The 21,509-nt window shown below is 57.8% G+C and carries 23 protein-coding genes and 1 pseudogene; 20 read left to right on the forward strand and 4 right to left on the reverse strand.

Annotated elements, in window-relative coordinates:
• Nucleotides 1-5: 5 nt before the first annotated feature.
• A complete protein-coding gene (gene traD / locus C8K58_RS05075) occupies nt 6-2,111 on the forward strand; it encodes a type IV conjugative transfer system coupling protein TraD (protein WP_108573259.1) in 2,106 nt (701 codons plus the stop codon).
• Between the two features lie 90 nt (nt 2,112-2,201).
• Complete coding sequence (locus tag C8K58_RS05080) at nt 2,202-2,933, forward strand: TIGR03747 family integrating conjugative element membrane protein (protein WP_108573261.1); 732 nt, start codon at nt 2,202-2,204, stop codon at nt 2,931-2,933.
• Between the two features lie 270 nt (nt 2,934-3,203).
• Here C8K58_RS05080 and C8K58_RS05085 read toward each other — a convergent pair whose 3' ends face one another.
• Nucleotides 3,204-3,575, reverse strand: coding sequence for a histone-like nucleoid-structuring protein, MvaT/MvaU family (locus tag C8K58_RS05085; protein ID WP_108573263.1), 372 nt, complete (start codon nt 3,573-3,575; stop codon nt 3,204-3,206).
• Between the two features lie 301 nt (nt 3,576-3,876).
• On the opposite strand from C8K58_RS05085, the gene C8K58_RS05090 reads away from it, so the two are divergent.
• From C8K58_RS05090 to C8K58_RS05130, 9 genes are read left to right on the forward strand one after another with little or no spacing between them, the layout of a single operon-like run.
• On the forward strand, nt 3,877-4,212 hold the full coding sequence (locus C8K58_RS05090; RefSeq protein WP_108573265.1) for an RAQPRD family integrative conjugative element protein: 336 nt from the start codon (nt 3,877-3,879) through the stop codon (nt 4,210-4,212).
• Nucleotides 4,209-4,448, forward strand: a complete 240-nt coding sequence (locus C8K58_RS05095; RefSeq protein WP_108573267.1) for a TIGR03758 family integrating conjugative element protein — start codon at nt 4,209-4,211, stop codon at nt 4,446-4,448. The genes C8K58_RS05090 and C8K58_RS05095 overlap by 4 nt, the downstream gene beginning before the upstream one ends.
• A gap of 17 nt (nt 4,449-4,465) precedes the next feature.
• Nucleotides 4,466-4,837 (forward strand): TIGR03745 family integrating conjugative element membrane protein, encoded by a 372-nt coding sequence (locus C8K58_RS05100; RefSeq protein ID WP_108573269.1) that lies wholly within the window; start codon nt 4,466-4,468, stop codon nt 4,835-4,837.
• A 7-nt stretch (nt 4,838-4,844) separates the two neighbouring features.
• The gene (locus C8K58_RS05105) at nt 4,845-5,258 is read left to right on the forward strand and encodes a TIGR03750 family conjugal transfer protein (RefSeq protein WP_108573271.1); all 414 of its coding nucleotides are present in this window, start codon (nt 4,845-4,847) and stop codon (nt 5,256-5,258) included.
• Nucleotides 5,255-5,896: a PFL_4703 family integrating conjugative element protein gene (locus tag C8K58_RS05110; RefSeq protein ID WP_108573273.1), complete on the forward strand. Its 642-nt coding sequence runs from the start codon at nt 5,255-5,257 to the stop codon at nt 5,894-5,896. The genes C8K58_RS05105 and C8K58_RS05110 overlap by 4 nt, the downstream gene beginning before the upstream one ends.
• Nucleotides 5,893-6,705 carry a TIGR03749 family integrating conjugative element protein gene (locus C8K58_RS05115; RefSeq protein WP_108573275.1) on the forward strand — a complete coding sequence of 271 codons (813 nt, stop codon included), beginning with the start codon at nt 5,893-5,895 and terminating at the stop codon, nt 6,703-6,705. Before C8K58_RS05110 ends, C8K58_RS05115 begins: the two co-directional genes overlap by 4 nt.
• Nucleotides 6,695-8,212, forward strand: coding sequence for a TIGR03752 family integrating conjugative element protein (locus tag C8K58_RS05120; protein WP_108573276.1), 1,518 nt, complete (start codon nt 6,695-6,697; stop codon nt 8,210-8,212). Before C8K58_RS05115 ends, C8K58_RS05120 begins: the two co-directional genes overlap by 11 nt.
• On the forward strand, nt 8,175-8,591 hold the full coding sequence (locus tag C8K58_RS05125) for a TIGR03751 family conjugal transfer lipoprotein (RefSeq protein WP_108573278.1): 417 nt from the start codon (nt 8,175-8,177) through the stop codon (nt 8,589-8,591). Before C8K58_RS05120 ends, C8K58_RS05125 begins: the two co-directional genes overlap by 38 nt.
• Nucleotides 8,591-11,365, forward strand: a complete 2,775-nt coding sequence (locus tag C8K58_RS05130) for a conjugative transfer ATPase (RefSeq protein ID WP_108573280.1) — start codon at nt 8,591-8,593, stop codon at nt 11,363-11,365. The genes C8K58_RS05125 and C8K58_RS05130 overlap by 1 nt, the downstream gene beginning before the upstream one ends.
• A 13-nt stretch (nt 11,366-11,378) precedes the next feature.
• Here the strand turns inward: C8K58_RS05130 and C8K58_RS05135 are convergent, their stop codons facing one another.
• Nucleotides 11,379-11,636 carry a LasR-specific antiactivator QslA gene (locus C8K58_RS05135; protein ID WP_108573282.1) on the reverse strand — a complete coding sequence of 86 codons (258 nt, stop codon included), beginning with the start codon at nt 11,634-11,636 and terminating at the stop codon, nt 11,379-11,381.
• Nucleotides 11,637-11,805: 169 nt separating this feature from the next.
• Between C8K58_RS05135 and C8K58_RS05140 the strand changes: the two genes are divergently transcribed.
• From C8K58_RS05140 to C8K58_RS05160, 5 genes are all read left to right on the forward strand, one after another.
• On the forward strand, nt 11,806-12,060 hold the full coding sequence (locus C8K58_RS05140; RefSeq protein WP_108573284.1) for a helix-turn-helix domain-containing protein: 255 nt from the start codon (nt 11,806-11,808) through the stop codon (nt 12,058-12,060).
• Between the two features lie 105 nt (nt 12,061-12,165).
• On the forward strand, nt 12,166-13,122 hold the full coding sequence (locus C8K58_RS05145; protein ID WP_108573286.1) for a TIGR03756 family integrating conjugative element protein: 957 nt from the start codon (nt 12,166-12,168) through the stop codon (nt 13,120-13,122).
• 32 nt (nt 13,123-13,154) lie between these two features.
• The gene (locus tag C8K58_RS05150; RefSeq protein ID WP_108573288.1) at nt 13,155-14,501 is read left to right on the forward strand and encodes an integrating conjugative element protein; all 1,347 of its coding nucleotides are present in this window, start codon (nt 13,155-13,157) and stop codon (nt 14,499-14,501) included.
• A gap of 3 nt (nt 14,502-14,504) precedes the next feature.
• Nucleotides 14,505-14,813: a hypothetical protein gene (locus C8K58_RS05155; RefSeq protein WP_108573290.1), complete on the forward strand. Its 309-nt coding sequence runs from the start codon at nt 14,505-14,507 to the stop codon at nt 14,811-14,813.
• Nucleotides 14,814-14,822: 9 nt separating this feature from the next.
• On the forward strand, nt 14,823-16,379 hold the full coding sequence (locus tag C8K58_RS05160) for a conjugal transfer protein TraG N-terminal domain-containing protein (RefSeq protein ID WP_108573293.1): 1,557 nt from the start codon (nt 14,823-14,825) through the stop codon (nt 16,377-16,379).
• Nucleotides 16,380-16,387: 8 nt separating this feature from the next.
• Here C8K58_RS05160 and C8K58_RS05165 read toward each other — a convergent pair whose 3' ends face one another.
• Complete coding sequence (locus C8K58_RS05165) at nt 16,388-16,759, reverse strand: DUF3742 family protein (protein ID WP_108573295.1); 372 nt, start codon at nt 16,757-16,759, stop codon at nt 16,388-16,390.
• A gap of 457 nt (nt 16,760-17,216) precedes the next feature.
• Here C8K58_RS05165 and C8K58_RS05170 point away from each other — a divergent pair, with 457 nt between their 5' ends.
• From C8K58_RS05170 to C8K58_RS05180, 3 genes are all read left to right on the forward strand, one after another.
• A complete protein-coding gene (locus tag C8K58_RS05170) occupies nt 17,217-17,579 on the forward strand; it encodes a DUF3085 domain-containing protein (protein WP_178087827.1) in 363 nt (120 codons plus the stop codon).
• A gap of 627 nt (nt 17,580-18,206) precedes the next feature.
• Nucleotides 18,207-18,536, forward strand: a complete 330-nt coding sequence (locus tag C8K58_RS05175) for a hypothetical protein (protein ID WP_108573297.1) — start codon at nt 18,207-18,209, stop codon at nt 18,534-18,536.
• Nucleotides 18,537-18,667: 131 nt separating this feature from the next.
• Nucleotides 18,668-19,627 carry an ArdC family protein gene (locus tag C8K58_RS05180; protein WP_108573299.1) on the forward strand — a complete coding sequence of 320 codons (960 nt, stop codon included), beginning with the start codon at nt 18,668-18,670 and terminating at the stop codon, nt 19,625-19,627.
• A 129-nt stretch (nt 19,628-19,756) separates the two neighbouring features.
• Here C8K58_RS05180 and C8K58_RS05185 read toward each other — a convergent pair whose 3' ends face one another.
• Entirely contained in the window at nt 19,757-19,954 is a 198-nt protein-coding gene (locus C8K58_RS05185; RefSeq protein WP_007901093.1) for a hypothetical protein, read from the reverse strand.
• Nucleotides 19,955-20,173: 219 nt separating this feature from the next.
• Here C8K58_RS05185 and mobH point away from each other — a divergent pair.
• Nucleotides 20,174-21,415: pseudogene (mobH, locus tag C8K58_RS05190) on the forward strand (MobH family relaxase); the annotation flags it as partial.
• Nucleotides 21,416-21,509: the final 94 nt, after the last annotated feature.

A 21,509-nucleotide genomic window follows, 5' to 3' on the forward strand; every position in this document is an offset into this window, starting at 1 on the left:
AGGTCATGGCCGAGCATGCGATGGAGTCCAAGCTCCGGCCGGCGGTGGAGCTGTACACCGTAGCGATCTGCATCGCTGCCGCGGTGTTGTGCGTGTACTCGCCCTGGGCTGTGGCCCTGTCACCCGAGATCGGTCTGGTTGCAGCACTGGCCTATGCCCTGTTCGGCCTAATCCGGCTGCGACAAGCCCGGGAGGTGCTGCGTTATCGGCGCAATATCCGTCGGCTGCCCCGCTACGGGCTGACCAGTCGGCAGATTCCGGTCAGCCGCAAGCGTCTGTTCATGGGCCGAGGCTTTCGCTGGACCCGCCTGCACACCCAACGTTTGGTTGAGGCCCAGGATCCGGCGGTCGCCCACTATGTCGAACAACCGACCCGTTACCGTCTGGCCCGAGGGCTCGAACGCCGCCTGGAACATGCACCGTTTCCGTTCTCGACACTGGCCCGTGCCACCGCCTGGGACAGTGCCTTCAATCCGTTGCGCCCTTTGCCCCCAGTAGGTGGCTCGCCGCTGTTGCATGGGGTCGAGCCTGACGAAACAGAAGTCAGTCTGCCGCTGGGCGAACGGGTCGGACACACTCTGGTGCTGGGCACTACCCGCGTCGGCAAGACGCGACTCGCCGAGGTGTACATCACCCAGGACATTCATCGCATCGAACATGAGGTGGTCATTGTATTCGATCCGAAGGGCGATGCCGACCTGCTCAAGCGCATGTACGTCGAAGCCAAACGCGCCGGTCGGGAGAAGGAGTTTTATGTTTTCCATCTGGGCTGGCCAGAAATCTCGGCCCGCTACAACGCCGTGGGACGTTTCGGTCGTATCTCGGAAGTGGCGTCCCGCATCGCCGGGCAGCTCAGTGGCGAAGGTAACTCTGCGGCCTTTCGTGAGTTCGCCTGGCGTTTCGTCAACATCATCGCCCGCGCACTGATCGAGCTGGGCCGACGTCCGGACTACCTGCAGATCCAGCGACATGTGGTCAACATCGACGCACTGTTCATCGAATACGCCCAGCAGTTTTTCGCCAAGACCGACTCGAAAGCGTGGGAAGTCATTGTCCAGCTTGAAGGCAAGCTCACCGAGAAAAACATTCCCCGGCATATGGTGGGACGCGAAAAGCGTGTGGTGGCCATCGAACAGTACCTGGCGGCCAAACGGGTATTTGATCCGGTAATGGACGGACTGCGTTCAGCGGTACGCTATGACCGCACCTACTTCGACAAAATTGTCGCCTCGCTGCTGCCGCTGCTGGAGAAACTCACCACCGGCAAGACCGCCCAGTTACTAGCTCCCAACTACACCGACTTAGATGACCCGCGGCCAATCTTCGACTGGATGCAGATCATCCGAAAACGTGGCATCGTCTATGTCGGCTTGGATGCACTGACCGACGCCGAGGTGGCCGCCGCTGTGGGGAACTCCATGTTCGCCGACTTGGTCTCGGTCGCCGGACACATCTACAAACACGGCATCGACCATGGCCTGCCCCAATCGGGTAACAACAGTGACAATTTGCCGATCAACCTCCACGCCGATGAGTTCAACGAGTTGATGGGTGATGAATTCATCCCGCTGATCAATAAGGGTGGCGGTGCCGGTATCCAGGTAACCGCTTACACCCAGACCCTCAGCGATATCGAAGCACGTATCGGCAACCGCGCCAAAGCTGGCCAGGTCATTGGTAACTTCAACACTCTGCAGATGCTGCGGGTGCGCGAAACTGCCACCGCTGAACTACTCACCCAGCAGTTGCCCAAGGTTAACGTGCTGACCAAGACCCTGGTGTCGGGTGCGACCGACACCTCCGACCCTGAAGCCAACACCGACTTCACCTCCTCCTCGCAGGACCGTGTCAGCAGCGCCAGTGTGCCGCTGATCGAGCCAGCTCATATCGTCAGTCTACCCAAGGGTCAGATGTTCTCCTTCCAGGCTGGAGGCCAGCTCTGGAAAGTCCGCATGCCGTTGCCAAAACCCTCCAAAGACGATGCCATCCCCAAGGCCTTGCAGGAGCTTACCCAGCGAATGCGGGCCACCTATAACGAGCAGGCAGGGCAATGGTGGAGCGCAAGCGGTGGCGGTCCAACAACAAACTTCGATCTGGATCAGGTGGGGTAGCCCGGCCCCGACACAGGTTTCGATTCAGAAAACACGTATTCGGCAGGTGTCGTGCCCACATCAACTCTGCAGCGTGCAATGGAGTGAACGATGGCGACTTCCGCCCAGAATACGCCACCACAACCGATCCAGCGCCCGGGATTAATCGTCTCGGCGATTGGCTTGGTTTTACGCATCATCGGTTTGCTGATCGCCTCTTTGCTGTTCTCGATCCTGATCGAATTCGCGGGCCTGCTACTGTTCTGGGGTGATCAGGGTTGGCGACATAGTCAGGCCATGCTAACCAGTGAGTTAGGCTGGCTCAGCGAGCACTTCAAATCTTCTCTTCTCATCCAACAGCCTGAGCCAACGATTGTCCAGTGGCTGGATTTACTCAATCAGTGGCTACTGGTCAAAACTGGATTTGCAGATTTTGCCCAGCAGGCGCGGGTATCGAGCATGGGCAACAGCTTCTGGGGGTGGATCAACCAGTTTTACGTGAGCATTGAAGATTTTGTGCTGGCGGCGGTGTATGTGACCTTTACCTTCGTGGTGCGCCTGACCATTCTGGCCCTGGCCACACCCTTGTTTTTGATGGCCTCTCTCACCGGTTTTATCGATGGTTTGATGCGTCGCGACCTGCGCAAATTTGGTGCTGGACGAGAGAGTAGCTTCGTCTATCACCGCGCTAAACGGGCAGTGATACCGCTATTGCTTGTGCCCTGGATCATTTACCTGTCCCTGCCCTTTTCGCTCAATCCTATGGTCGTATTTTTGCCTTGTGCGGTAATGCTTGGTATCACAGTAGCAATCACGGCAACTACATTTAAGAAATATCTCTGACTCGGAAAAATTATATTTTCAGTCGTATATCCCCGTGGTATCAGGATAGTTATCCAGCGTCTGCAGAACTGATACACCGCACGAGTTCACCCGCCAGAATTCGACCGAGATTCCCCACTTCAAGCGGAGTGTTGAGTGCAAGGCAGGCTCCAAAAGTTTGGGAGTGTGCCTCAAGATTGGTGCAGGAGAGGGACCAAGATTCGCATTCAGGACTCATCACCCTCACCAACAAACAAGGGCGCGTGCAGAGCCCTTGCAATCAAACCGTTCTTACTGAGTACGCCACGACTCGACAACGTCTGCGCCAAACTCGATTTTCCATTCTTTCAACTGCCGATGGTTACCTCCCTTGGTTTCGATCAGCTCACCAGAATTCGGATTTTTGTAAATTTTCACATCGCGAGCTTTACGGGCCACCTCCACAGGAGCTGCTATTAGTGTCGAGGTACGACGGCCAGCCTCTGGATCTAGGATGCTAATGATGTTCTTCAAGCTGAAGCCGTACTCGCCAAGCAACGCCCGCAATTTGCTCTCAAATTCCATTTCTTTTTTCAGGCCGGAATCACTTTTCATCGACTCAAGCTCTGCGAGCTGTTCGGCCAGTTGTTGCTCAAGCTTACGAAATTCAACCAACCGAGACATGTGAAACTTCCTTCAGTTTAGGAAAATGAAAAATGAACATTCCAATATTAAGCGATGATTAGCTCTTCGTCACCCATGCTGCCTTCAAGCACGAGCAAACCCACTCATTGCTGCATGAACAACACATTATTAATGGGTAAGAGTGCTGTCTGAGCTTTCTTTATGGTCCAATCGATTGCTGATGTATTGTGAGTGTCTTCTTCCGCCCCCCTAAAAAAGCGATACATCCCACCTCGCGTTTAATACTGAATAATTCAAACGCTAACTTGATTCTGGCTCCATCTCCACATGGGCCAGCATCATGTCGATTACCATCTATCGCAACTTTTTGCTCCTTTCACTGACCATTGTTCAAGGCAGCAGCTATGCCGCATCTGCTCATGAGCAGGAACAGCTCAGCCTGGTCCAGCAACAACTCGACATTATCGAACGCCTTGCGACGCAAGCTGAGGTGGTCGGTACCTCTGAACCAAACGAACGCTATCGCTTCGACTATCCCCGCTTGTCCAGGGACATCCAACACATACGGGACGGCATACGGGGTTATCTATCCCCTTCCCGTGCGCAACCTCGCGACCCTGGTGAGCTGGTGGGTGATTACCGCCTCGACACTCCGCCTGCGGAGCCCTCGCCATGAGCATGACTGAAACTCAGAGCGCTGCATTTCAAAACGCCTCCGGTTTTTCATCGCAGAGCAGTTCGACGCTCTGGATATCCCTGGTTCTGGTTCTGACCTTGCTGTGGTGCGCCTGGGTGATGTGGACGGCTTACCGCGGTTGGGCGACCGGCAGTGTGCGCTTTGGAGCCTTCGGCGGCAGTGCCGCGCGCGTCTTGCTCGTCCTACTCGTCCTGATGTTCTTCACCCTGTCCTAGCCCCGGAGATCGCCGTCATGCTCAAGTGCCTTATCCCCCTGAAAAACAACCTGTGCTATCGGGCCAGCCAGCGCTTGATCGGTCTGCTGCTAGTACTCGGTCCAAGCCTAGCTTTTGCCGAGCTTCCCACCATGGAAGCCCCTTCACGTGGTGAAGGTTCCGGGTTGATCGAGACGATCAAAAACTACGCCTACGACGGCGGGATCCTCCTCGGCCTGCTGATCGCCCTGCTCGCTTTCTTGGGTGTGGCTTGGCATTCCCTGACTGTATATGCCGACGTGCAGAACCAGCGTAAGACCTGGAAGGACTTGGGTGCCGTCGTCGGTATTGGCGCCCTGTTGGTGGTAATCATCATCTGGTTCCTGACAAAGGCTGCCGCGATTCTGTGAGGTAGAGATGAACGACACTATTGAACGCCTTGCCGACGGCACCTTGGTCTTTCTGCCGGAACGGCTCAATCGCGATCCCGCCGTACTGCGCGGTTTGACCAATGATGAGATGTGGGTGGCACTCGGCACCGGCGCCGTCATTGGTCTGCTGCTGGGCGTTCCTCTGTCAATCGCCACCGCCTCCATTGCCGTGGCACCGACCAGCATGATCGCAGGCATGGCCGTGGTGCTATTGGCCGGTGGCACGCTACTGCGTAGGGCCAAACGGGCCCGCCCCGAGAGCTGGTTATACCGCAAACTCGAATGGGTACTGGCCAGCCGTTGGCGCCTGAGTCGCGGAAGTTTGATTCTCCACTCCGGCGCCTGGACGGTTCGCCGTTCACGTCGACTGCGCCCTGCCCTGTCCCGGTGGCAGCCATGAGCCGATTTCGGAACAAGGTGGATGCCCAACAGGCCCATATCTTCAGCCTGCGTCTGGCGGTAGTGATTCTGGCCTTGGTCTGTTTCGGACTTTGGTATGGCTGGCGCTCGACACCGACCGATCTGACGGTGCATGTCCCCCCGGATCTGCGCTCGGGCAGCACTCGTAAGTGGTGGGATGTCCCCCCAGAGAATGTCTATGCCTTTGCCCTGTACATCTTCGGTCAGCTCAACCGCTGGCCCACGGATGGCGAGCAGGATTATCGACGCGCTATCTATGGTTTGCAGTCCTACCTGACACCCGCCTGCAAGGCGTTCCTCGATGGCGACTACGAATACCGCAAGGCCGCCGGCGAACTGCGCCAGCGGGTGCGTGGCGTCTACGAAATTCTGGGTCGAGGCTACAGCGAGGATCCGGAACTCAGGGTCAAGCAACTCGATCGCGACAGCTGGCTGGTCAAGCTCGACCTCAACGCCGATGAGTATTACGCCGCCGAACCGGTGAAACGGGTGGTGGTGCGTTATCCATTACGCGTGGTGCGTTTTGATCTGGACCCCGAACGCAATAAGTGGGGGCTGGCACTGGATTGTTATCAAGGCACGCCGCAAAAAATCTCCCTGCCTGGAGGTGAGCCATGAAGCGGATGTCTACCCTGGGACTCACCGTCGCACTGATGCTATGGGGAAGTGCAGCGCAGGCCGTCGAGCTGATGCACTGGGAACGCCTCCCCCTCGCGGTCCCACTGGTGATCAATCAGGAGCGGGTGGTCTTTGTCGATGAGGATGTTCGAGTTGGCGTGCCCTCAACCCTGATGAGCAAGCTACGAGTGCAATCAACCGGCGGCACGCTGTACCTGCGAGCGTCGGAAGCCATTGCAACGACCCGACTGCAACTGCAATCAGTGGGAACGGGCGAGATCATCCTCCTGGATATCGCGGCTACGCCTGGCGATCAACCGCTGGAGCCCGTGCGAATTCTCAAGCATGCTCAGGTGCAGGCTACCGAGGCGGAATCCAGCACCGTCCCTGTTCCAGAACGTACGCCGATCCCGGTCGCTTTGACACGCTATGCCGCGCAAAGCCTGTACGCGCCGCTGCGCACCGTAGAATCCCTACCCGGTGTACGCCGCGTACCGCTCAAGTTGCGCACCGAACTGCCGACCCTGCTACCGACCGAAAACGTGTCCAGCACACCCATCGCCACCTGGCGACTCGGTGATTACTGGGTGACGGCGGTGAAGTTACGCAATCGTGGTTCAGAGACGGTGCAACTCGATCCTCGTCGGCTTCAGGCCAAGCTGTTCGCCGCGGCCTTCCAGCATGCGTTCCTCGGGCCTATCGGCAGCGCTGAAGACACCACGGTTGCCTACCTCGTCACCCGCGGTGCCGGCCTCGAAAATGCCGTACCGCCGCCGCCCGTAGCGCGGGGTGCTGACGATGAAAGCTAACGCCTTGCTCAAATGGCTGGTACCAGCTGCGCTGCTGGCCGTAGTGATGATCATCCTGAAAGCCTGGGTCGCGGGTAGCAGCGCGCCCGCTCCAGAGAGCTCGGTTGATCATGGCAACCTTCAGTTATCCGCCGAGCAAGCCAAGTCGCTCGGCATTGCTGGCGATACTCCACGCGACACGGTAGCCACGCTGGTCGGCCAGGTGAAGGCCATGCGCAGCGACATGCTCGGTTTGAAGAAACACAACGATTCACTACAGACGGAGAACAACCGCCTGCGCGAGCGGGAAAACAGTGTCGATTCGCGTATCCAGACGGCGCTCGGCAGTGTGACCCAGCAGGTTGATGAAGGCCGTCGCCAAGCCAACGAAGCACGACTCAAAGCGGAACAAGACAGTCGTCAGGCTCGCGGTCTACTGACGCAATTGCAGGAACAGTTGTCGGGGCTGGCTGGCAAAAGCAAGGACATGCCGATCGGGTTGGGGCTTGAGCCCGGCGACGGCGCTCAGTTAGAAGGGCGACACTCTACCAATGATGCACTGCAGTGGATTGAACCCTCGGATGCTCCGTCCACCGACGCCAGAGGCAAAACCACGACTTCCTCCACACTGAGCCTGCCTACCGCTTTCAACTCTCTGGAAGGTTTGAAAGACAACGCGATTGATCGCAGCCAGAAACAGCTACGAGCAGTCAGCAAGGGCGAGCGTGACCTGACGCGATCCGCTGATGGTACCGACGGCGCAAACCCGGTCTACACAATTCCCGAAAACGCCACCCTGATGGGCTCGGTTGCGATGACCGCGCTGATCGGCCGAGTCCCGGTGGACGGCACCGTGAATGATCCCTACCCCTTCAAGGTGCTGGTTGGACCGGAGAATCTGACGGCCAACGGTATTGACCTGCCAGACGTCGCGGGTGCCGTGATGAGCGGTACGGCGTCCGGTGACTGGACCCTGTCTTGTGTACGCGGACAGGTCGAGTCGATCACTTTCGTATTCACAGACGGCACCATCCGCACAGTGCCTCAGCCGAAGGCTGTAGCCAGCCGCAACGCCTCCACCACCCAGAGTTCGAACACCGACAAGATTCGTGGCGGACTCGGTTACTTGTCCGATCCGTATGGCATTCCTTGCATTGCCGGCGAGCGCCGCTCGAACGCTCAGCAGTACCTCGGCAGCCAGAGCCTGATCACTGCGGCCGGCGCCGGTGTCGCCGCCTTGCTCGGGGATGAGCAGAACAACAGCAGCGTGATCAGTTCGGGCGGCAGTACGCTCGGGGTCACCAGCAGCACGGGCAACAGCGCGCTGAACTCAATCCTCAGCGGTGGGGTCAGCAACATCCGGGAGTGGATCAACAAACTGTATGGCGAGGCCTTTGCTGCCGTGTACGTGCCACCGGCCGCCCAAGTCGCACTGCACCTCGACCAAGAGATCACCATCGACTACGAGCCCAAGGGCCGGAGCGTTCGCTATGAAAAAGACCATGCCTCCCTGCCTGATCTGGACTAGCTTGCTTTGCTTAGTCCTGGCGGGGTGTTCCACCGACAAGGAGACGCTGCTGCCACATGGCGAGCAAACCATGCTGGATATCTGGAACAGCGCCGGCTCACAGGGTACTCAGCAGCAGCTGTTGGATGCTCGGCAACAGTTGCGCCGCCCTTTGGCTCAAACAGATCTCTCCGCTGCGCTCCAGGAACCGTACACGCGTACAGCAGCGAATGAAATTCGCAACCTATTCCCTCGCCTGCCCAATCCTGATTTGGTGATGTACGTGTATCCGCACCTGGGCGGTACCGAGCAAGCACCGGTCCCGGGTTACTCAACCGTCTTTCCTTTTTACCAACGCGTGCATTACGCATTGCCGGGTGAACGTCAGGAAGACTTGTAGTGCGTACCGACGATTCGAGGAACCGTACTCCTGCGTGGAAAGCCTGGCGCCACCCATTGCGCCATCGCGCCACCTTGGCCGATGAAGCTGCAGTCTATGCGCATAACCCCAGCTTCACCGATCACCTGCCATGGGTCGAATACCTCGACACCGAGCAGTGTTTTCTACTGGATGACAACCGCTCGGTGGGTGCCGTGCTCGAGTTGCTGCCCATTGGCACTGAGGGGCGCGAACCCGATTGGTTGATGGCCGCCCGCGATGCCCTCGAGGATGCCCTGCAGGATAGCTTTGACGAGCTGGACCAAGCTCCGTGGGTGGCGCAGTTTTTCTGTCAGGACGACAACGACTTCACCCCCTACCTGACCCGGCTCACCGATTATATCCAGGACAGCGCGCGAGCCACGGTCTTCACCCAAGCGTATTTGGAACTCAGCCGCCGTCATCTGAAGGCCATCGCCAAGCCTGGTGGTTTGTTTGAGGATAAGGTGGTGACGCGCCTGCCCTGGCGCGGCAATAACCGTCGGTTGCGCCTGGTGGTCTATCGCTGGCTTGAGTCTGACGCTGAGGAGACAGGACTCAACCCGGTGCAATCCCTGCATCAGGCTTGCGAACGTATTGCTGCTTCGTTGCAGGCATGCGGGGTGCAAACAACGCAAGTCGATGGCCGAGGTCTGTATGCCTGGTTAATGCCCTGGTTCAATCCGGCACCCAGGCTCACCGATGAAGCGCCCGAGGAGTTCTACCGCCGTGTGGCCTATCCGGAATCGGGCGATGGTGAGTCGCTGGAACTGCCCTTCGATCATGACTTCGCCGAGCGGCTGTTCTTCAATGAGCCGCGTTCGGATGTGCATCGCGGACTTTGGTATTTCGATGAGCAGCCCCACCGCGTGATGGTAGTGGACAAGCTGCGCCGTGCGCCCTTGATTGGTCAACTCACTGGCGAAACCCGCAAAGGCGACGCGGTGAATGCCCTGTTCGATCAGTTACCCGAAGGTACAGTCATGAGTCTGACTTTAGTGGTCAAACCACAGGACGTACTCGAGGAGCAGTTGAACCGCCTGGCGCGTAAAGCCATCGGTGAAAACCTGGCCTCGACCCAGACTCGTCAGGATGTTGAAGAGGCTCGTGCGATCATCGGTCGCCAGCACAAGCTATACCGCGGCACCCTGGCGTTCTACCTGCGCGGTAACGATGAACAGCAACTGCACCAGCGCTCCGTCAGCCTGGCCAACGCGCTGCTGGGTGCGGGACTGCAACCGGTACGCGAAGGCGATGAAGTCGCCGCCTGCAACAGTTACCTGCGTTGGTTACCAATGGCTTACAACCCGGCCCGCGACACGCGCAACTGGTACACCCGCCTGATGTTCGCCCAGCACCTAGCGAACCTCGTTCCAGTCTGGGGCCGCAGCACTGGCACCGGCCACACGGGTATCACCCTATTCAATCGGGGCGGCTCGCCGTTAAGTTTCGATCCGTTATCACGGCTGGACCGGGCCATGAACGGTCATCTGCTGTTGTTCGGCCCCACCGGTGCAGGCAAGTCGGCCACCCTAGTCACCTTACTGATGCAGGTCATGGCGGTGTACCGCCCTCGCCTGTTTATCGTCGAGGCCGGAAACTCCTTCGGCTTGCAGGGCGACTACTTCGCGACACAGGGCCTGTCGGTCAACAAGGTCCAATTGAAACCTGGCGCCTCGGTCAGCCTCGCACCGTTCGCCGACGCTTGGCGCCTGGTCGAGCAGCCGGACCAGGTAGCCACTCTGTCTATCGATGAGCTGGACGATGAGGGGGTAACCAGTCGCGAAGACCAGCGTGATGTTCTCGGCGAACTGGAAATCGCCGCCCGGTTGATGATCACAGGCGGCGAGGCCAAGGAAGAGGCGCGACTGAGTCGAGCCGATCGCAGCTTGATTCGCGAGTGCATTCTCGATGCGGCGCAGACATGTGTCGCAGCGAACCGCCAGGTGCTGACCCGCGACGTGCGCAACGCTTTGCTGCGCGTCGCCGCCGACCCTCACTTACCGGAAAAACGTCGCGAACGTGCCCAGGAGATGGGTGAGTCCATCGACCTGTTTTGCCAGGGTTTCGAAGGTGAACTGTTCGATCGCGAGGGCACGCCTTGGCCCGAGAGCGATGTGACCATTGTCGACCTGGCCACTTACGCTCGGGAAGGTTACGAGGCGCAGATGTCCATTAGCTACATCAGCCTGATGAACACCGTGAACAACCTTGCCGAGCGCGACCAGTACCTGGGCCGACCGATCATCATGGTCACCGACGAAGGCCATATCATCACCAAAAACCCGTTGCTGGCGCCGTTTGTGGTCAAGGGCACGAAGATGTGGCGCAAGCTCGGTGCCTGGTACTGGCTAGCCACCCAGAACCTGGCTGATTTTCCCACGGCTGCACAGACCATGCTCAACATGATCGAATGGTGGATTTGTTTGAACATGCCGCCCGCGGAGATTGAAGAAATCGCACGGTTCAAGAGGCTCACACCGGCGCAGAAAGCCTTATTGCTCTCCGCCAGTAAGGAACCGGGTAAATACACCGAGGGGGTCGTGCTGTCGAAGAAGCTCGAAACGCTGTTTCGAGCCGTGCCGCCCAGCCTTTACCTCGCCCTAGCCATGACGGAGCCCGAGGAAAAAGCCGAGCGCTGGAAACTGATGCAGGAGAACGGCTGCTCTGAACTGGAAGCGGCGTATCGGGTAGCTGAACGGATAGATAGAGCGCGAGGAATAGAGCCCGAAATCTATTCGAGTATCGCGCTATAGAGCGAAAGATAGATTATTGCGATGCGCCTCGCAGCCGCTGCTGAATCCTCAACAAGAATCCGGCTTCAAAGGCATCCTGACAGTCACCGACAGGAAAGGTCTTGCGTGTTTGCGCCAGCTCCCACCACAGGGGAATCGCGCCGGGCGTATCAAGCCAAGCCTGAGCACATTGCACGCCCCGCTCGATCATCGAGGCAAACTCAGTACCCCAAGGTGTCAGAAGACTTGGGCAACCATCTGCCGCAGGAATTGAGATGTAGTTTTCGTCCATACCCACCCTAGATTTCTAATTTATCGTTAGACGCTGGGGCCAACTTTGAAAAGCTTAACGACGCCAAGTGAACGCTCGATAACAGGCATGAGCATCAAATGGGTTAGATCAATGCCAATGTAGACTATATCCCGTGGATTGAGAGTCCCTCAAGGCGCAATTTGCGCGCATGACTCAAGACTACGAACAGCTTCGTGTGCAGCTGGCGGAAAACATCCGCTTGATGCGACGCGTAAAGAACCTCACCCAAGAGCAGCTCGCGCTCATGGCCGAGGTGGACCGCACGTACGTCAGTCAAATCGAGCGATGCACGGGTAATCCGTCGCTGTTGGTCCTGTGCAAGCTCGCCAATATTCTCGAAATCCCTACAGATCAGTTACTTGTGGAGCCCGATATCCTGCGTAGCTCCCTTCACGTCAAATAATAGTCTCACGTCTCATAAAGCCGATAGATCCGCCTTCATAATTTCCACTGACAGTTTTCAGTCCGTAACCGAACCTGCCCAGGCCATACACCGAGAGCCTGGATCATGCCTGTTGCCTGCTCGTCAATCCCACCCACAAAGCTACGGCCCTTAGCGCTGAGCATCCTGCTGGTGTGCGGCCCAAGCATGGCGCTAGATACCGGCAGCATCAGCTCCTCCGTGCTTTCGCCAAACTGTCTCGACTACAGGGTCGTCGGCATTTGTTTTTGGCTCCTCTGCACACCCTTCGGCTGCACGGTCAAAACCTCGACCAAGGTTCGTCATTTCATTCCTGAACTAGTGGTCTCGAGCTACGCCACCGCCGGCAATAACCCCTGGACCGAGATGGCTACCCTCTCCTCTCCCATCAGCGGTGCGGAAGGTGGCGGCAACCTGATCACGCCGAACACACAGCGCGACAACCTGCCCCGCTTCAAGAACGTTGATGGCATCGGCCACCCCGGAGGTTGGGCCGCCACGCAATTGGCCTTTCAATCCGGCTATGCCTGTGCCAGCGGTGCCATTGCGTTCATGCCCTACTACCTGAGTACCCTGGACTCACTGGCCTGGCGCCATGGCATCCCGGAAAGTTTCTACCCCGAGTCGCTCATGCCGGGGCTCCGTGAAATCGGTAGTCAGGCCTTGGGAAACATGTGGGGAAACGTTTATCCCCGGCAGGGATTTCTGGTACATCCCGACGACTTCAAGGCGGCCGCAGTCATGGCGCAACGGGCCGGCGATGTGATTACCCGCAATTGGCAGCCGCATGTGTACGTACCACTGACGCCCGCCAAACGCGACGGCTACTGGCCGCCTGGCCCGATCGTTGAAAACGACGCGTCGACCCACAAATGGCAATTGCTCTTCCCTCAGATTCAGCCCACGTGTGCCATCTTCCCCAGCGATCCCGTACAGAGCGCGGATGGCGGCTACGCCTGGTCGCTGTGGCGTCCCTATAGCTGCTGCAAACGTGAGGGGCAGACCTTTCTGTTCAGTATCGACTTCGAAGGCGGTGCATCATGATTTGGCTTTGCGCGCGATTATGGTTGGGCGTGATGAGCCTGCTGCTCTGTGGACTGCTCGCCATGGCCACACATGCCCACGCCGCCGAGGGCGATTACCGCCTGGGTACTCAAGGCGAAGTACTCGACGACCGAGTCATGTACACCATTGGTGGCGGCTCGGCAGTCGGCTCACCGAGTTCGCTCTACCGACCCAGTGGTCTCGGTGTCGGCGGGTCTTGGCGAGCGAATATGATGTGCGGAAACATGAGTCTCACCAACACCCTGCAAAACCAGCTGAACGGCGCCACCGAAGGTTTCCAGCAGATCATGGGCAGCATCGTGCAGAACGCGACCCAAGCGGTAATGTCGCTGCCAGCGTTGATCATCCAGCGCGCCAATCCCGGTCTCTATGAGTTGCTGAGTAACGGCGTTATGCAGGGTCGCATCGACTTCGACCGATCCAAGCTGACCTGCCAGGCCATGGCCGAGAAGATGGCGGACAAGGTTGGTCAAGCCGGCTGGGGCGCGCTGGCCAAGAACCAGGAGATGCAGGGCAACCTTGAGCAAACCGGTGGCGATGCGGTGGCTGCGGTGAAAAACACCGAGGCCCGCAACGGCAACAATGGCGTGTCCTGGGTCGGCGGCTCGAAGGCTGGAGGCAATGGGCAGACGCCCATTCGGGTGACCGCCGACGTGGTGCGCGCGGGTTATAACCTGCTGCATAACCGTTCGGTGGATGACAGCGCCTCGATCAGTAGCAGTGATTGTCTGGGTGGGGCTATTTGCCAGACATGGACCTCGCCCCAAGAGGAATCCGAATGGGCCGTTCGGGTGTTGGGCGAGAGCGAAGTTACGACCTGCGACGCCTGCGAAACCCTGCGTGCTACCGCTGGCAGTGGGTTAACGCCGCTGATCCAGGAGGCCTACAGCGAACGTCTCAAGGCCCTGCAAGGGCTGTTGTCCGGCTCACTGCGGCCTACCCCTGACAACCTGGCGAAAGCCTCCAGCCCGATGCTGCCGGTGACCCGTGGCGTGATTGAAGCCCTGCGCGACGATCCCGACCAAGATCTGTTGGCACGCCGCCTGGCCAGTGAGACAGCCTTGTCCAGCGTGCTCGACAAAGCGTTGCTGCTACTGCGCACCCTCCTGGCAGGCAGTCACGAACCGAACATCGCCTCCGCCGAGCCGGCACAGGTCGCCTTGACGAAAAACATCAACGCTCTGGAGCGCGAAATACGCCTGCTACAAACCGAGCTGCAGGTCCGGCAGATGCTCGCCACCAATACCGCGAGCCTAGTGCTCGATCGACATGCGGGTGGTGCCGATGCTTCGCGTACCGTCGAGCAAGGCGACCCTGAGCCGGGCCGACTCAATGATGCTGACGCTAGGCGCAAGTGAGCCATGAAACGCTCACCGCTATTCACTCTGCGTTCAGGTCTGGGGATTGCCACGGTGATGATCCTGACCGCCACACTCGTTGCATGGATCGGCCACACTGCACTGGGCAGTTTAGAGGCCTGGCAGCAGGCATTCGAATCCGTACGGCCCTATCTGCGGTGGTGGCGTGCCCTGTTATACACCGCCCTCTTTTCGCTCTGGTGGGATCTGCTTCGGCGCTACCAACATCGACAACAGGATCGACTGCGCGTGAAACGCATCGGGGCATTAGGGCTCGCGCTCTTCATCTGCGTCGAGCTCACCCGACTTTGAGGTCACCCCATGATCATGAGCACCAACAGCTACCTGGAGTTTTACCTCTCCCTGCTGGCCTGGATCATCAACAACGGCCTCTGGAGTGTCCTGTCCGACACCGGGCTGTTCGCCGCGCCCTTTGGTGCAATCATCTTGCAGGAATGGTTGTCGGCCCGTCAGCAAGGCGCGGATGAAGGTAACAAGGGACTGCTCTCGGTACCGCAGACCGAGAACCGGTTGTGGCTGGCCTACATCGTCGTGTTGTTTAGTTGCGCGCCTGTGTTTCCGTTGAGCCTCTCGTCAATCACGTTCGATGATGCGGCGAGTCAGCGCTGCGGCGTGAGTGTGGTCCAACCGACAGAAACCGCCTGGGGGGCGACCTTCAATACGATCGGCGAACGCTCCGCCAACGTACCGATCTGGTGGTTTCTGGTGCATGCCTTGAGCAAAGGAGTAACCGCGGCGGCCACCGCCTCCATCCCCTGCGCACCGGATATCCGGCAGATGCGCATGGAGATCGACAGTTCGCGTATCGATAGTCAGGTCCTGCTGCAGGAAGTCGCCGACTTCACCCGCGACTGCTATGGCTATTCCCGTTCTCGGCTATTCACCAACCGTCCGCAGTTGGACAAGGCACAAAGTCATGACGCAGCGTGGATCGGTTCAAGCTATTTTCTGGACACGCCCGGCTACTACGACACCGATCGCTCACGTACACCGCGAGTCAGTTGGCCGTATGACGAAAGCCGCGATGTCTCCTTGCCGCAGCTAGAGAACGGCGCGGGCTACCCCACCTGCAAGCAGTGGTGGAGTGATAACGGTGTTGGGTTGCGCGACCGCTTGATCCAGCAGGTCGATCCCTCGCTGGTGACACAACTGAAAGGTTGGTTGACTGGTCGTTCGAACAACGAGATCGAGGATGCTACCCTGCGTGAGTTGGTCAGACCGCGCCAGCAATCGATGTCCATGTCGCCCGGACAGGTGTACCAGGACTATGGCTCCAGCGCCCGAGGCGGCTCGATCAATCAGGGGCTCAATAACCTGGCCACCAATACCGGGTTGGCCCTCGGCTCCTTCAGCAACTTCCCGGCGATGAATGCGCTACGCGCTGCCCTGCCCATGGTGCAGGCCTTCCTGATCATGGGCGTCATCATCAGCTTGCCGCTGATTCTGTTGGTCAGTACCTATCAGCTGAAGACCGTCATGACCGTGACGTTCGCGCTGTTCACGCTGCATATGTTGAGCTTCTGGTGGGAATTGGCGCGCTGGGTCGACTCCAGCATGCTCGATACGCTGTACAACCAGGTTTCGGCTTCCAATCAAGTGCTGTTATCGCTGCCCACGTCCGGCTTCATGGATGGAACCGTCACGGCACAGGTGATCGAGTATGTGATGGGGGCGATGTTCATCGTGCTACCAATGCTGTTTCTAGGGGCCATGAGTTGGGCCGGATATAGCGTAGGCTCAGGCGTAGAAGGAATGCTCAGCAGGGGAGCCCACGCAGCACAGACAGCGAGTTCTAACGGAACCTCTCAGTTGATGAGTGGTGCAAGAATTGTTTCGGGTAAATCGAGCTTAAAATAACCAAGAGGTTACTTCAGAGAACCCCATTTATCGTACCGCTCAGGCCAAGACGTTCTATGCATTGGATCATCGAGATCGTCAATACCTGGAGTGTCTGAATCTTGAATTGGGATAGCTGCTAATACTAATACGACGATTGTGCACATCAGCACAAACAACCAGAAGCTAATAAAAAGAAATGCTCCGAGCAGAGCCAACTTGGCAGTCAGAAAGCTCCCGCGAACAAGAAATTTAACTGCGGGCATACCTGCCGTTTCCGCACGCTCAACCACGCGGGATTCAAACGTTTTCAACCTACGGTAACCACGCTTCACCGACCTACCACAGGCGTACGCCCAGCGGTGGGCACGTGAACTCTGAACAGGTTGCTGAGTCGGCATGGCCTCGCCCTCTTCTGAGCGTTTTCATTGTTGAGACAAAAGTAACAGCCTACTACTGAAAACTGTCCGTGCCTGACCGTCTATCAGTTTGCCGAGCCGAAAATTCTTCACTGGAAGACAGACGACAAGCCGCGTGAAACAGCGTCTCTACAGTGATTGACCCATATAAATCGTCCGGCTAAATACAAGGTACGGATCGCTGTTATCGACAGCACCTTCCCAGGTAGCCAGAGCCTTCAAGACTACGTCACTTCGGTGATGGTTCTCCCCAAGTGCGATTAGCGCTCGGTGGCTCGCACGGTGACCGTTTCTACGGTGATGAACGCCTACTACTCTCCTGAGCGCCTTTCGAGCGCCGCTCGCCAGGCAAACCTTCTTGTTTTTCTTCAACCCACCGCGGGGAAATCTTTCCCGCGTGGGGACAGGTTTCTCAGCACTGTCAACGGAGATATCAATCATGCTGCAATTTGCAGGCGTTGAACTACGGGCCGTCTTGTCCGAAGCCCTAGCAAACGATTGTCGAATCATTCTGGTCAAGGATCATGGGGTGTACCTCATGTCCGAGGTCGGTGAGACAAATACCGACGGCGGTCGCAAGGTCCTTGTTTATGCGATTGGCTGCAACCCGGACCTCGATGAGTTCGAGCAATGGTGGAACGTCGCCATCAGCGAGTTAGGAGGAGACGACTTTAGCGAGTACTTGGACGTCAATGATGGACTGCTTACCGAGCTATTGGAGACAGGTGATGACTTGATTATTCGCGCGACCGACACTCACCTTTACCTGGAATTATTGAAAACAAAAACGGGAATGCGATAAAGATCAGCAATCTTGCCAAAACATACTGAATGCCTGATTAAGGCAGTTACCTGTGTCATATCCTGATCGATGTCCTGACGGAAAATCCGTTCATAGCCCCTCTATCGAGGGGCTTTTTCTAGCAGATATACGCGTCATTTTCGCATTCAGGTTGACCAGCACATATCGGTAAAACACGGTCAGGAGCGATCGCTGGACAGCGTCTTCAGGGGCGCGGTGGTGTCAGCTCAACGCAAGCATGCACTTCACCGCTTATCAGGTAATCGGGCCAAAACTATCGCTCTGGAAGTCAGCAGACAAGACCATTGGAATGGTATCGCCGATGTGATTGACCCGCGCAAATTGCTCGGTTAAATACAAGGTACGGATCGCTGTTATCGACAGCACTTTCCCAGGTAGCCAGAACCTTCAAGGCTACGTCACTTCGATGATGGTTCTCCCCAAGTGCGATTAGCGTTCGGTGGCTCGCACGGTGACCGTTGCTACGGTGATGAACGCCTACTGCTCTCCTGAGCGACTTTCGAGCGCTGCTCGTTCGATAAGCCCTCTTGATTTTCTTCAACCCACTGCGGGGAAATCTTTCCCCGCACAGGACAGGTTTCTTCGCGTTTTCAACGGAGACATACCATGCCCGACTCACTTACACCGGAAACACTGAACACCCTTCGGTTGCCCATCGTGTTCACCCCTGGCGCGTGGCAACGCGCAGTACTGCTCGAGCAATCCGATCACGCTGAGAAGCTGCAGGTTGATCGGTTGAGCCACGTATTGCGCGCAGCCTTCGAAGCCCACCTGGCCTATCCACACAAGCCCTACGTGCTGTTCCAGGTAATCCACATTGAACCAATCGATCACTTAGACCACGACCCGTTGCTGCAATTGAGTCTGAGCCTACTCCAGGAACCGGGTCAGCCTGGCGCCTTGCTGATAGCGCTTGCAGGAGAACACCAGCGCTAAGCGCAATTGGCGGCGCCCACCCCCACATTCGGACGGCATGCAAGACCTGCATCAATCCAGTACATCACCCAACCGGGGAACCCTCCCCGACGGGCACGGCGTTCCTCCGTTTTTCTCTCGAGGACATTGCCATGCGCGATATCTACCAAGACGTAACTGACAAGATCGTTACCGCGTTAGACCAAGGCGTTGCTCCCTGGATCAAACCCTGGTCCTCAAGTGGCTCCGCTGACATCGGTCATCAACCCTACCCCGTCAACGCCATCACGCGACGTCCGTATTCGGGCATCAATTTACCGCTGCTCTGGGCCGAGGCCAGATTGCAGGGGTTCACTCAAGATCGTTGGCTGACGTTCAACCAAGCCAAAAAGACCGGTGGGCACGTTCGTAAGGGTGAGCACAGCACTCTGGCGGTGCTCTACAAGCCGATGGAGCGCGAGGAACAGACCGAGTCAGGCCAACCCGTACTCGATGAAAACGGTCAACCCAAGGTCGCTCACTTCGGCATTCTCAGGACACATTTTCTGTTCAACATCGAGCAAACGGAGGGGCTCGAAATGCTCAATGACACCCAGCTCGAGACGGAACAGAGTGATCCCTTCCAGCCCAACAGCGCTGCGGAAAATCTGCTGTTACGTTCGGGGGCACACATCGTTCATCGATATGCCAACGAAGCCTTTTACCACCCGATCAGGGATCTCATCCAGCTGCCGACAAAAGCGCAGTTTCAAGACGAAGGTGATTACTACGCCACTGCACTTCACGAGCTGACGCACTGGACTGGGCATCACTCTCGGTTGCAACGCGAGGGTGTGACGTCATCCTGTCCTTTCGGCTCGCCAGGCTATGCGTTTGAGGAGTTGATCGCCGAGATGGGCGCTGCTTTTTTATGTGCCTACGCCGGTATACAGGGGGAGCTGCGGCACGAGGGCTACATCGACTCCTGGCTCGGCCTGCTCAAGGCTGACAAACGCGCGATCTTTCGCGCCAGTGGTCAGGCCCGAAGCGCCTCGGAGTATGTACTCAACCTGGAGCAGCAACTGAAGCAGATGGTAATGGATGACTCACGATGCATGAACGATGGAGTTTGATCGTTACCTGACCGCTGCAATCGCATCACAGGGCCCAACGCGAGTTGGGCCCTTTTTTCTGCGCCCAGAAAACCCATTCCGCGGGGCTCTGATGCAAAAGGTCAGGGATGGGCACACACCCGCAGCCTGTCATTCCGCATCAAGGTTCTGCGCCAGAAAGTCCACCAGCTCGAGCGGACTTCGGCTATCGATTACCTTGTAGATCAGATCACGCTTACTGCGCGGCAACTTCTTGACCACGCTCTTCGCCGAGGCCCGGACGGCTTCGTCGGTCCCATGGATACGTGCCGCGAGCAGCAGCACGAGCGTGGCGTCAGTGAGGTTCATGGCATGACCCAAAAAATAGGCACCGCAGTGTACCGACTCTTGTCTTTACCGTACTAGCCCCAACAAAACGATGCCTAGCAGTATCCATATTCCGATTGCCGCGCAAAGGGACACGCGCCAAAAGGACGGTAAGGGTTGGAAAGGAATGGGGGGTCAAGGGTAAGAGCCCTATCCGAAAAGGCTAAAAGGCCACTGACCCGCCACTTCCCGGAGGTCACGATGCTCAGTCTGTTTCGCCGCAAAAGGCAGAAGCCCCCTCCGCCATCGACCGTCAACGTCGACGAAGGTTACCTGCCCATCGAGTCGGCTCACAGCTTGTTAGCCGCGCAGCACCGCCGCCAGCTGCTCGATCGCATCTGGCAGTACACCGCCCTCTCCCACGCGCAGTTCAGCCAGCTCTATTTAAATCCGATACATCGTTACGCCGAACAGGTCCAGCAACTCCCGGCCAGCGAAACACACCACCATGCGTATCTCGGCGGCATGCTCGACCATGGCCTGGAGCTGGTCGCTTGCAGTTTGAAACTGCGTCAGTCGTATCTGCTTCCCACCGGCGCCGCGCCCGAAGAGCAAGCCGCCCAGACCGATGCTTGGTCGGCCGGCATCGCCTATGGCGCCCTGCTGCATGACATCGGCAAGATCGCCGTGGACCTGCAGGTCGAACGCCAGAATGGCCGGCTTTGGCATCCTTGGCAGGGTCCCCTGGATCAGCCCTACCGTTTTCGTTACCTCAAAGGTCGTGACTACCACCTGCACGGTGCCGCCGCAGGCTTGCTCTATACCCAGATTCTCGACCGACCTATCTTGGATTGGCTCAGTGGATTTCCGTCGCTTTGGGCCAGCCTGCTGTATGTCCTGGCCGGCCAATACGAACGCGCCGGCGTGCTGGGTGAGCTGGTGATTCAAGCCGACCGTGTTTCCACTGCGCAGAACATTGGCGGTAACCCGAGCAAGGCGCTGCAAGCACCCATCCATTCGCTGCAACATCACTTGATCAGCGGACTACGTCATCTGGTTCAGCACGAGCTGAAACTCAACCAGCCGGGTGCCGTGGGATGGCTGACCCAGGACGCACTCTGGCTGGTCAGCAAGACCGTCACGGACAAGCTACGGGCCTATCTGCTGTCGCAAGCGATTGAGGGCATTCCCTCATCCAACATCGCTGTGTTCGACGAACTGCAATCGCATGGGCTGGTCGAGCCCACACCAGAAGGCAAAGCCATCTGGACTGCACTAGTCTCCCAGGGAAACTGGGAGCAGACCTTTACCTTTTTGCGCCTTCAACCGGCGCTTATTTGGGGGAGTGAAGACAGACCCAAAAATTTCAGCGGAACGGTGAGCATTGCATCCGATGACCACTTGACTGACGCTCCGGTATCACCACCAGCGCGCAAGGCTAGCGGAACAGGATCGCATAAAACCCAATCGGTGGAAGACCCTATGGCGATGGAGGATGCCGAGTAAGCGCTCCATGAACCCCACATTCAAAGTCACCATCTGATCCCCGATGCTGTGCTCCCGATTCCTTTCCGGAGCCAGCACCTCATGATGCGTC

The sequence above is a fragment of the Pseudomonas sp. GV047 genome, from assembly GCF_003058245.1.
Lineage (GTDB): Bacteria > Pseudomonadota > Gammaproteobacteria > Pseudomonadales > Pseudomonadaceae > Aquipseudomonas > Aquipseudomonas marginalis.

What these genes read in the sequence shown, in the direction of transcription:
- traD (WP_108573259.1), top strand. Translation starts at nt 6, where the DNA reads ATGGCCGAGCATGCGATGGAGTCCAAGCTCCGGCCGGCGGTGGAGCTG.
- C8K58_RS05080 (WP_108573261.1), top strand. Translation starts at nt 2,202, where the DNA reads ATGGCGACTTCCGCCCAGAATACGCCACCACAACCGATCCAGCGCCCG.
- C8K58_RS05085 (WP_108573263.1), bottom strand. Translation starts at nt 3,575, where the DNA reads ATGTCTCGGTTGGTTGAATTTCGTAAGCTTGAGCAACAACTGGCCGAA.
- C8K58_RS05090 (WP_108573265.1), top strand. Translation starts at nt 3,877, where the DNA reads ATGTCGATTACCATCTATCGCAACTTTTTGCTCCTTTCACTGACCATT.
- C8K58_RS05095 (WP_108573267.1), top strand. Translation starts at nt 4,209, where the DNA reads ATGAGCATGACTGAAACTCAGAGCGCTGCATTTCAAAACGCCTCCGGT.
- C8K58_RS05100 (WP_108573269.1), top strand. Translation starts at nt 4,466, where the DNA reads ATGCTCAAGTGCCTTATCCCCCTGAAAAACAACCTGTGCTATCGGGCC.
- C8K58_RS05105 (WP_108573271.1), top strand. Translation starts at nt 4,845, where the DNA reads ATGAACGACACTATTGAACGCCTTGCCGACGGCACCTTGGTCTTTCTG.
- C8K58_RS05110 (WP_108573273.1), top strand. Translation starts at nt 5,255, where the DNA reads ATGAGCCGATTTCGGAACAAGGTGGATGCCCAACAGGCCCATATCTTC.
- C8K58_RS05115 (WP_108573275.1), top strand. Translation starts at nt 5,893, where the DNA reads ATGAAGCGGATGTCTACCCTGGGACTCACCGTCGCACTGATGCTATGG.
- C8K58_RS05120 (WP_108573276.1), top strand. Translation starts at nt 6,695, where the DNA reads ATGAAAGCTAACGCCTTGCTCAAATGGCTGGTACCAGCTGCGCTGCTG.
- C8K58_RS05125 (WP_108573278.1), top strand. Translation starts at nt 8,175, where the DNA reads ATGAAAAAGACCATGCCTCCCTGCCTGATCTGGACTAGCTTGCTTTGC.
- C8K58_RS05135 (WP_108573282.1), bottom strand. Translation starts at nt 11,636, where the DNA reads ATGGACGAAAACTACATCTCAATTCCTGCGGCAGATGGTTGCCCAAGT.
- C8K58_RS05140 (WP_108573284.1), top strand. Translation starts at nt 11,806, where the DNA reads ATGACTCAAGACTACGAACAGCTTCGTGTGCAGCTGGCGGAAAACATC.
- C8K58_RS05145 (WP_108573286.1), top strand. Translation starts at nt 12,166, where the DNA reads ATGCCTGTTGCCTGCTCGTCAATCCCACCCACAAAGCTACGGCCCTTA.
- C8K58_RS05150 (WP_108573288.1), top strand. Translation starts at nt 13,155, where the DNA reads ATGAGCCTGCTGCTCTGTGGACTGCTCGCCATGGCCACACATGCCCAC.
- C8K58_RS05155 (WP_108573290.1), top strand. Translation starts at nt 14,505, where the DNA reads ATGAAACGCTCACCGCTATTCACTCTGCGTTCAGGTCTGGGGATTGCC.
- C8K58_RS05160 (WP_108573293.1), top strand. Translation starts at nt 14,823, where the DNA reads ATGATCATGAGCACCAACAGCTACCTGGAGTTTTACCTCTCCCTGCTG.
- C8K58_RS05165 (WP_108573295.1), bottom strand. Translation starts at nt 16,759, where the DNA reads ATGCCGACTCAGCAACCTGTTCAGAGTTCACGTGCCCACCGCTGGGCG.
- C8K58_RS05170 (WP_178087827.1), top strand. Translation starts at nt 17,217, where the DNA reads ATGCTGCAATTTGCAGGCGTTGAACTACGGGCCGTCTTGTCCGAAGCC.
- C8K58_RS05175 (WP_108573297.1), top strand. Translation starts at nt 18,207, where the DNA reads ATGCCCGACTCACTTACACCGGAAACACTGAACACCCTTCGGTTGCCC.
- C8K58_RS05180 (WP_108573299.1), top strand. Translation starts at nt 18,668, where the DNA reads ATGCGCGATATCTACCAAGACGTAACTGACAAGATCGTTACCGCGTTA.
- C8K58_RS05185 (WP_007901093.1), bottom strand. Translation starts at nt 19,954, where the DNA reads ATGAACCTCACTGACGCCACGCTCGTGCTGCTGCTCGCGGCACGTATC.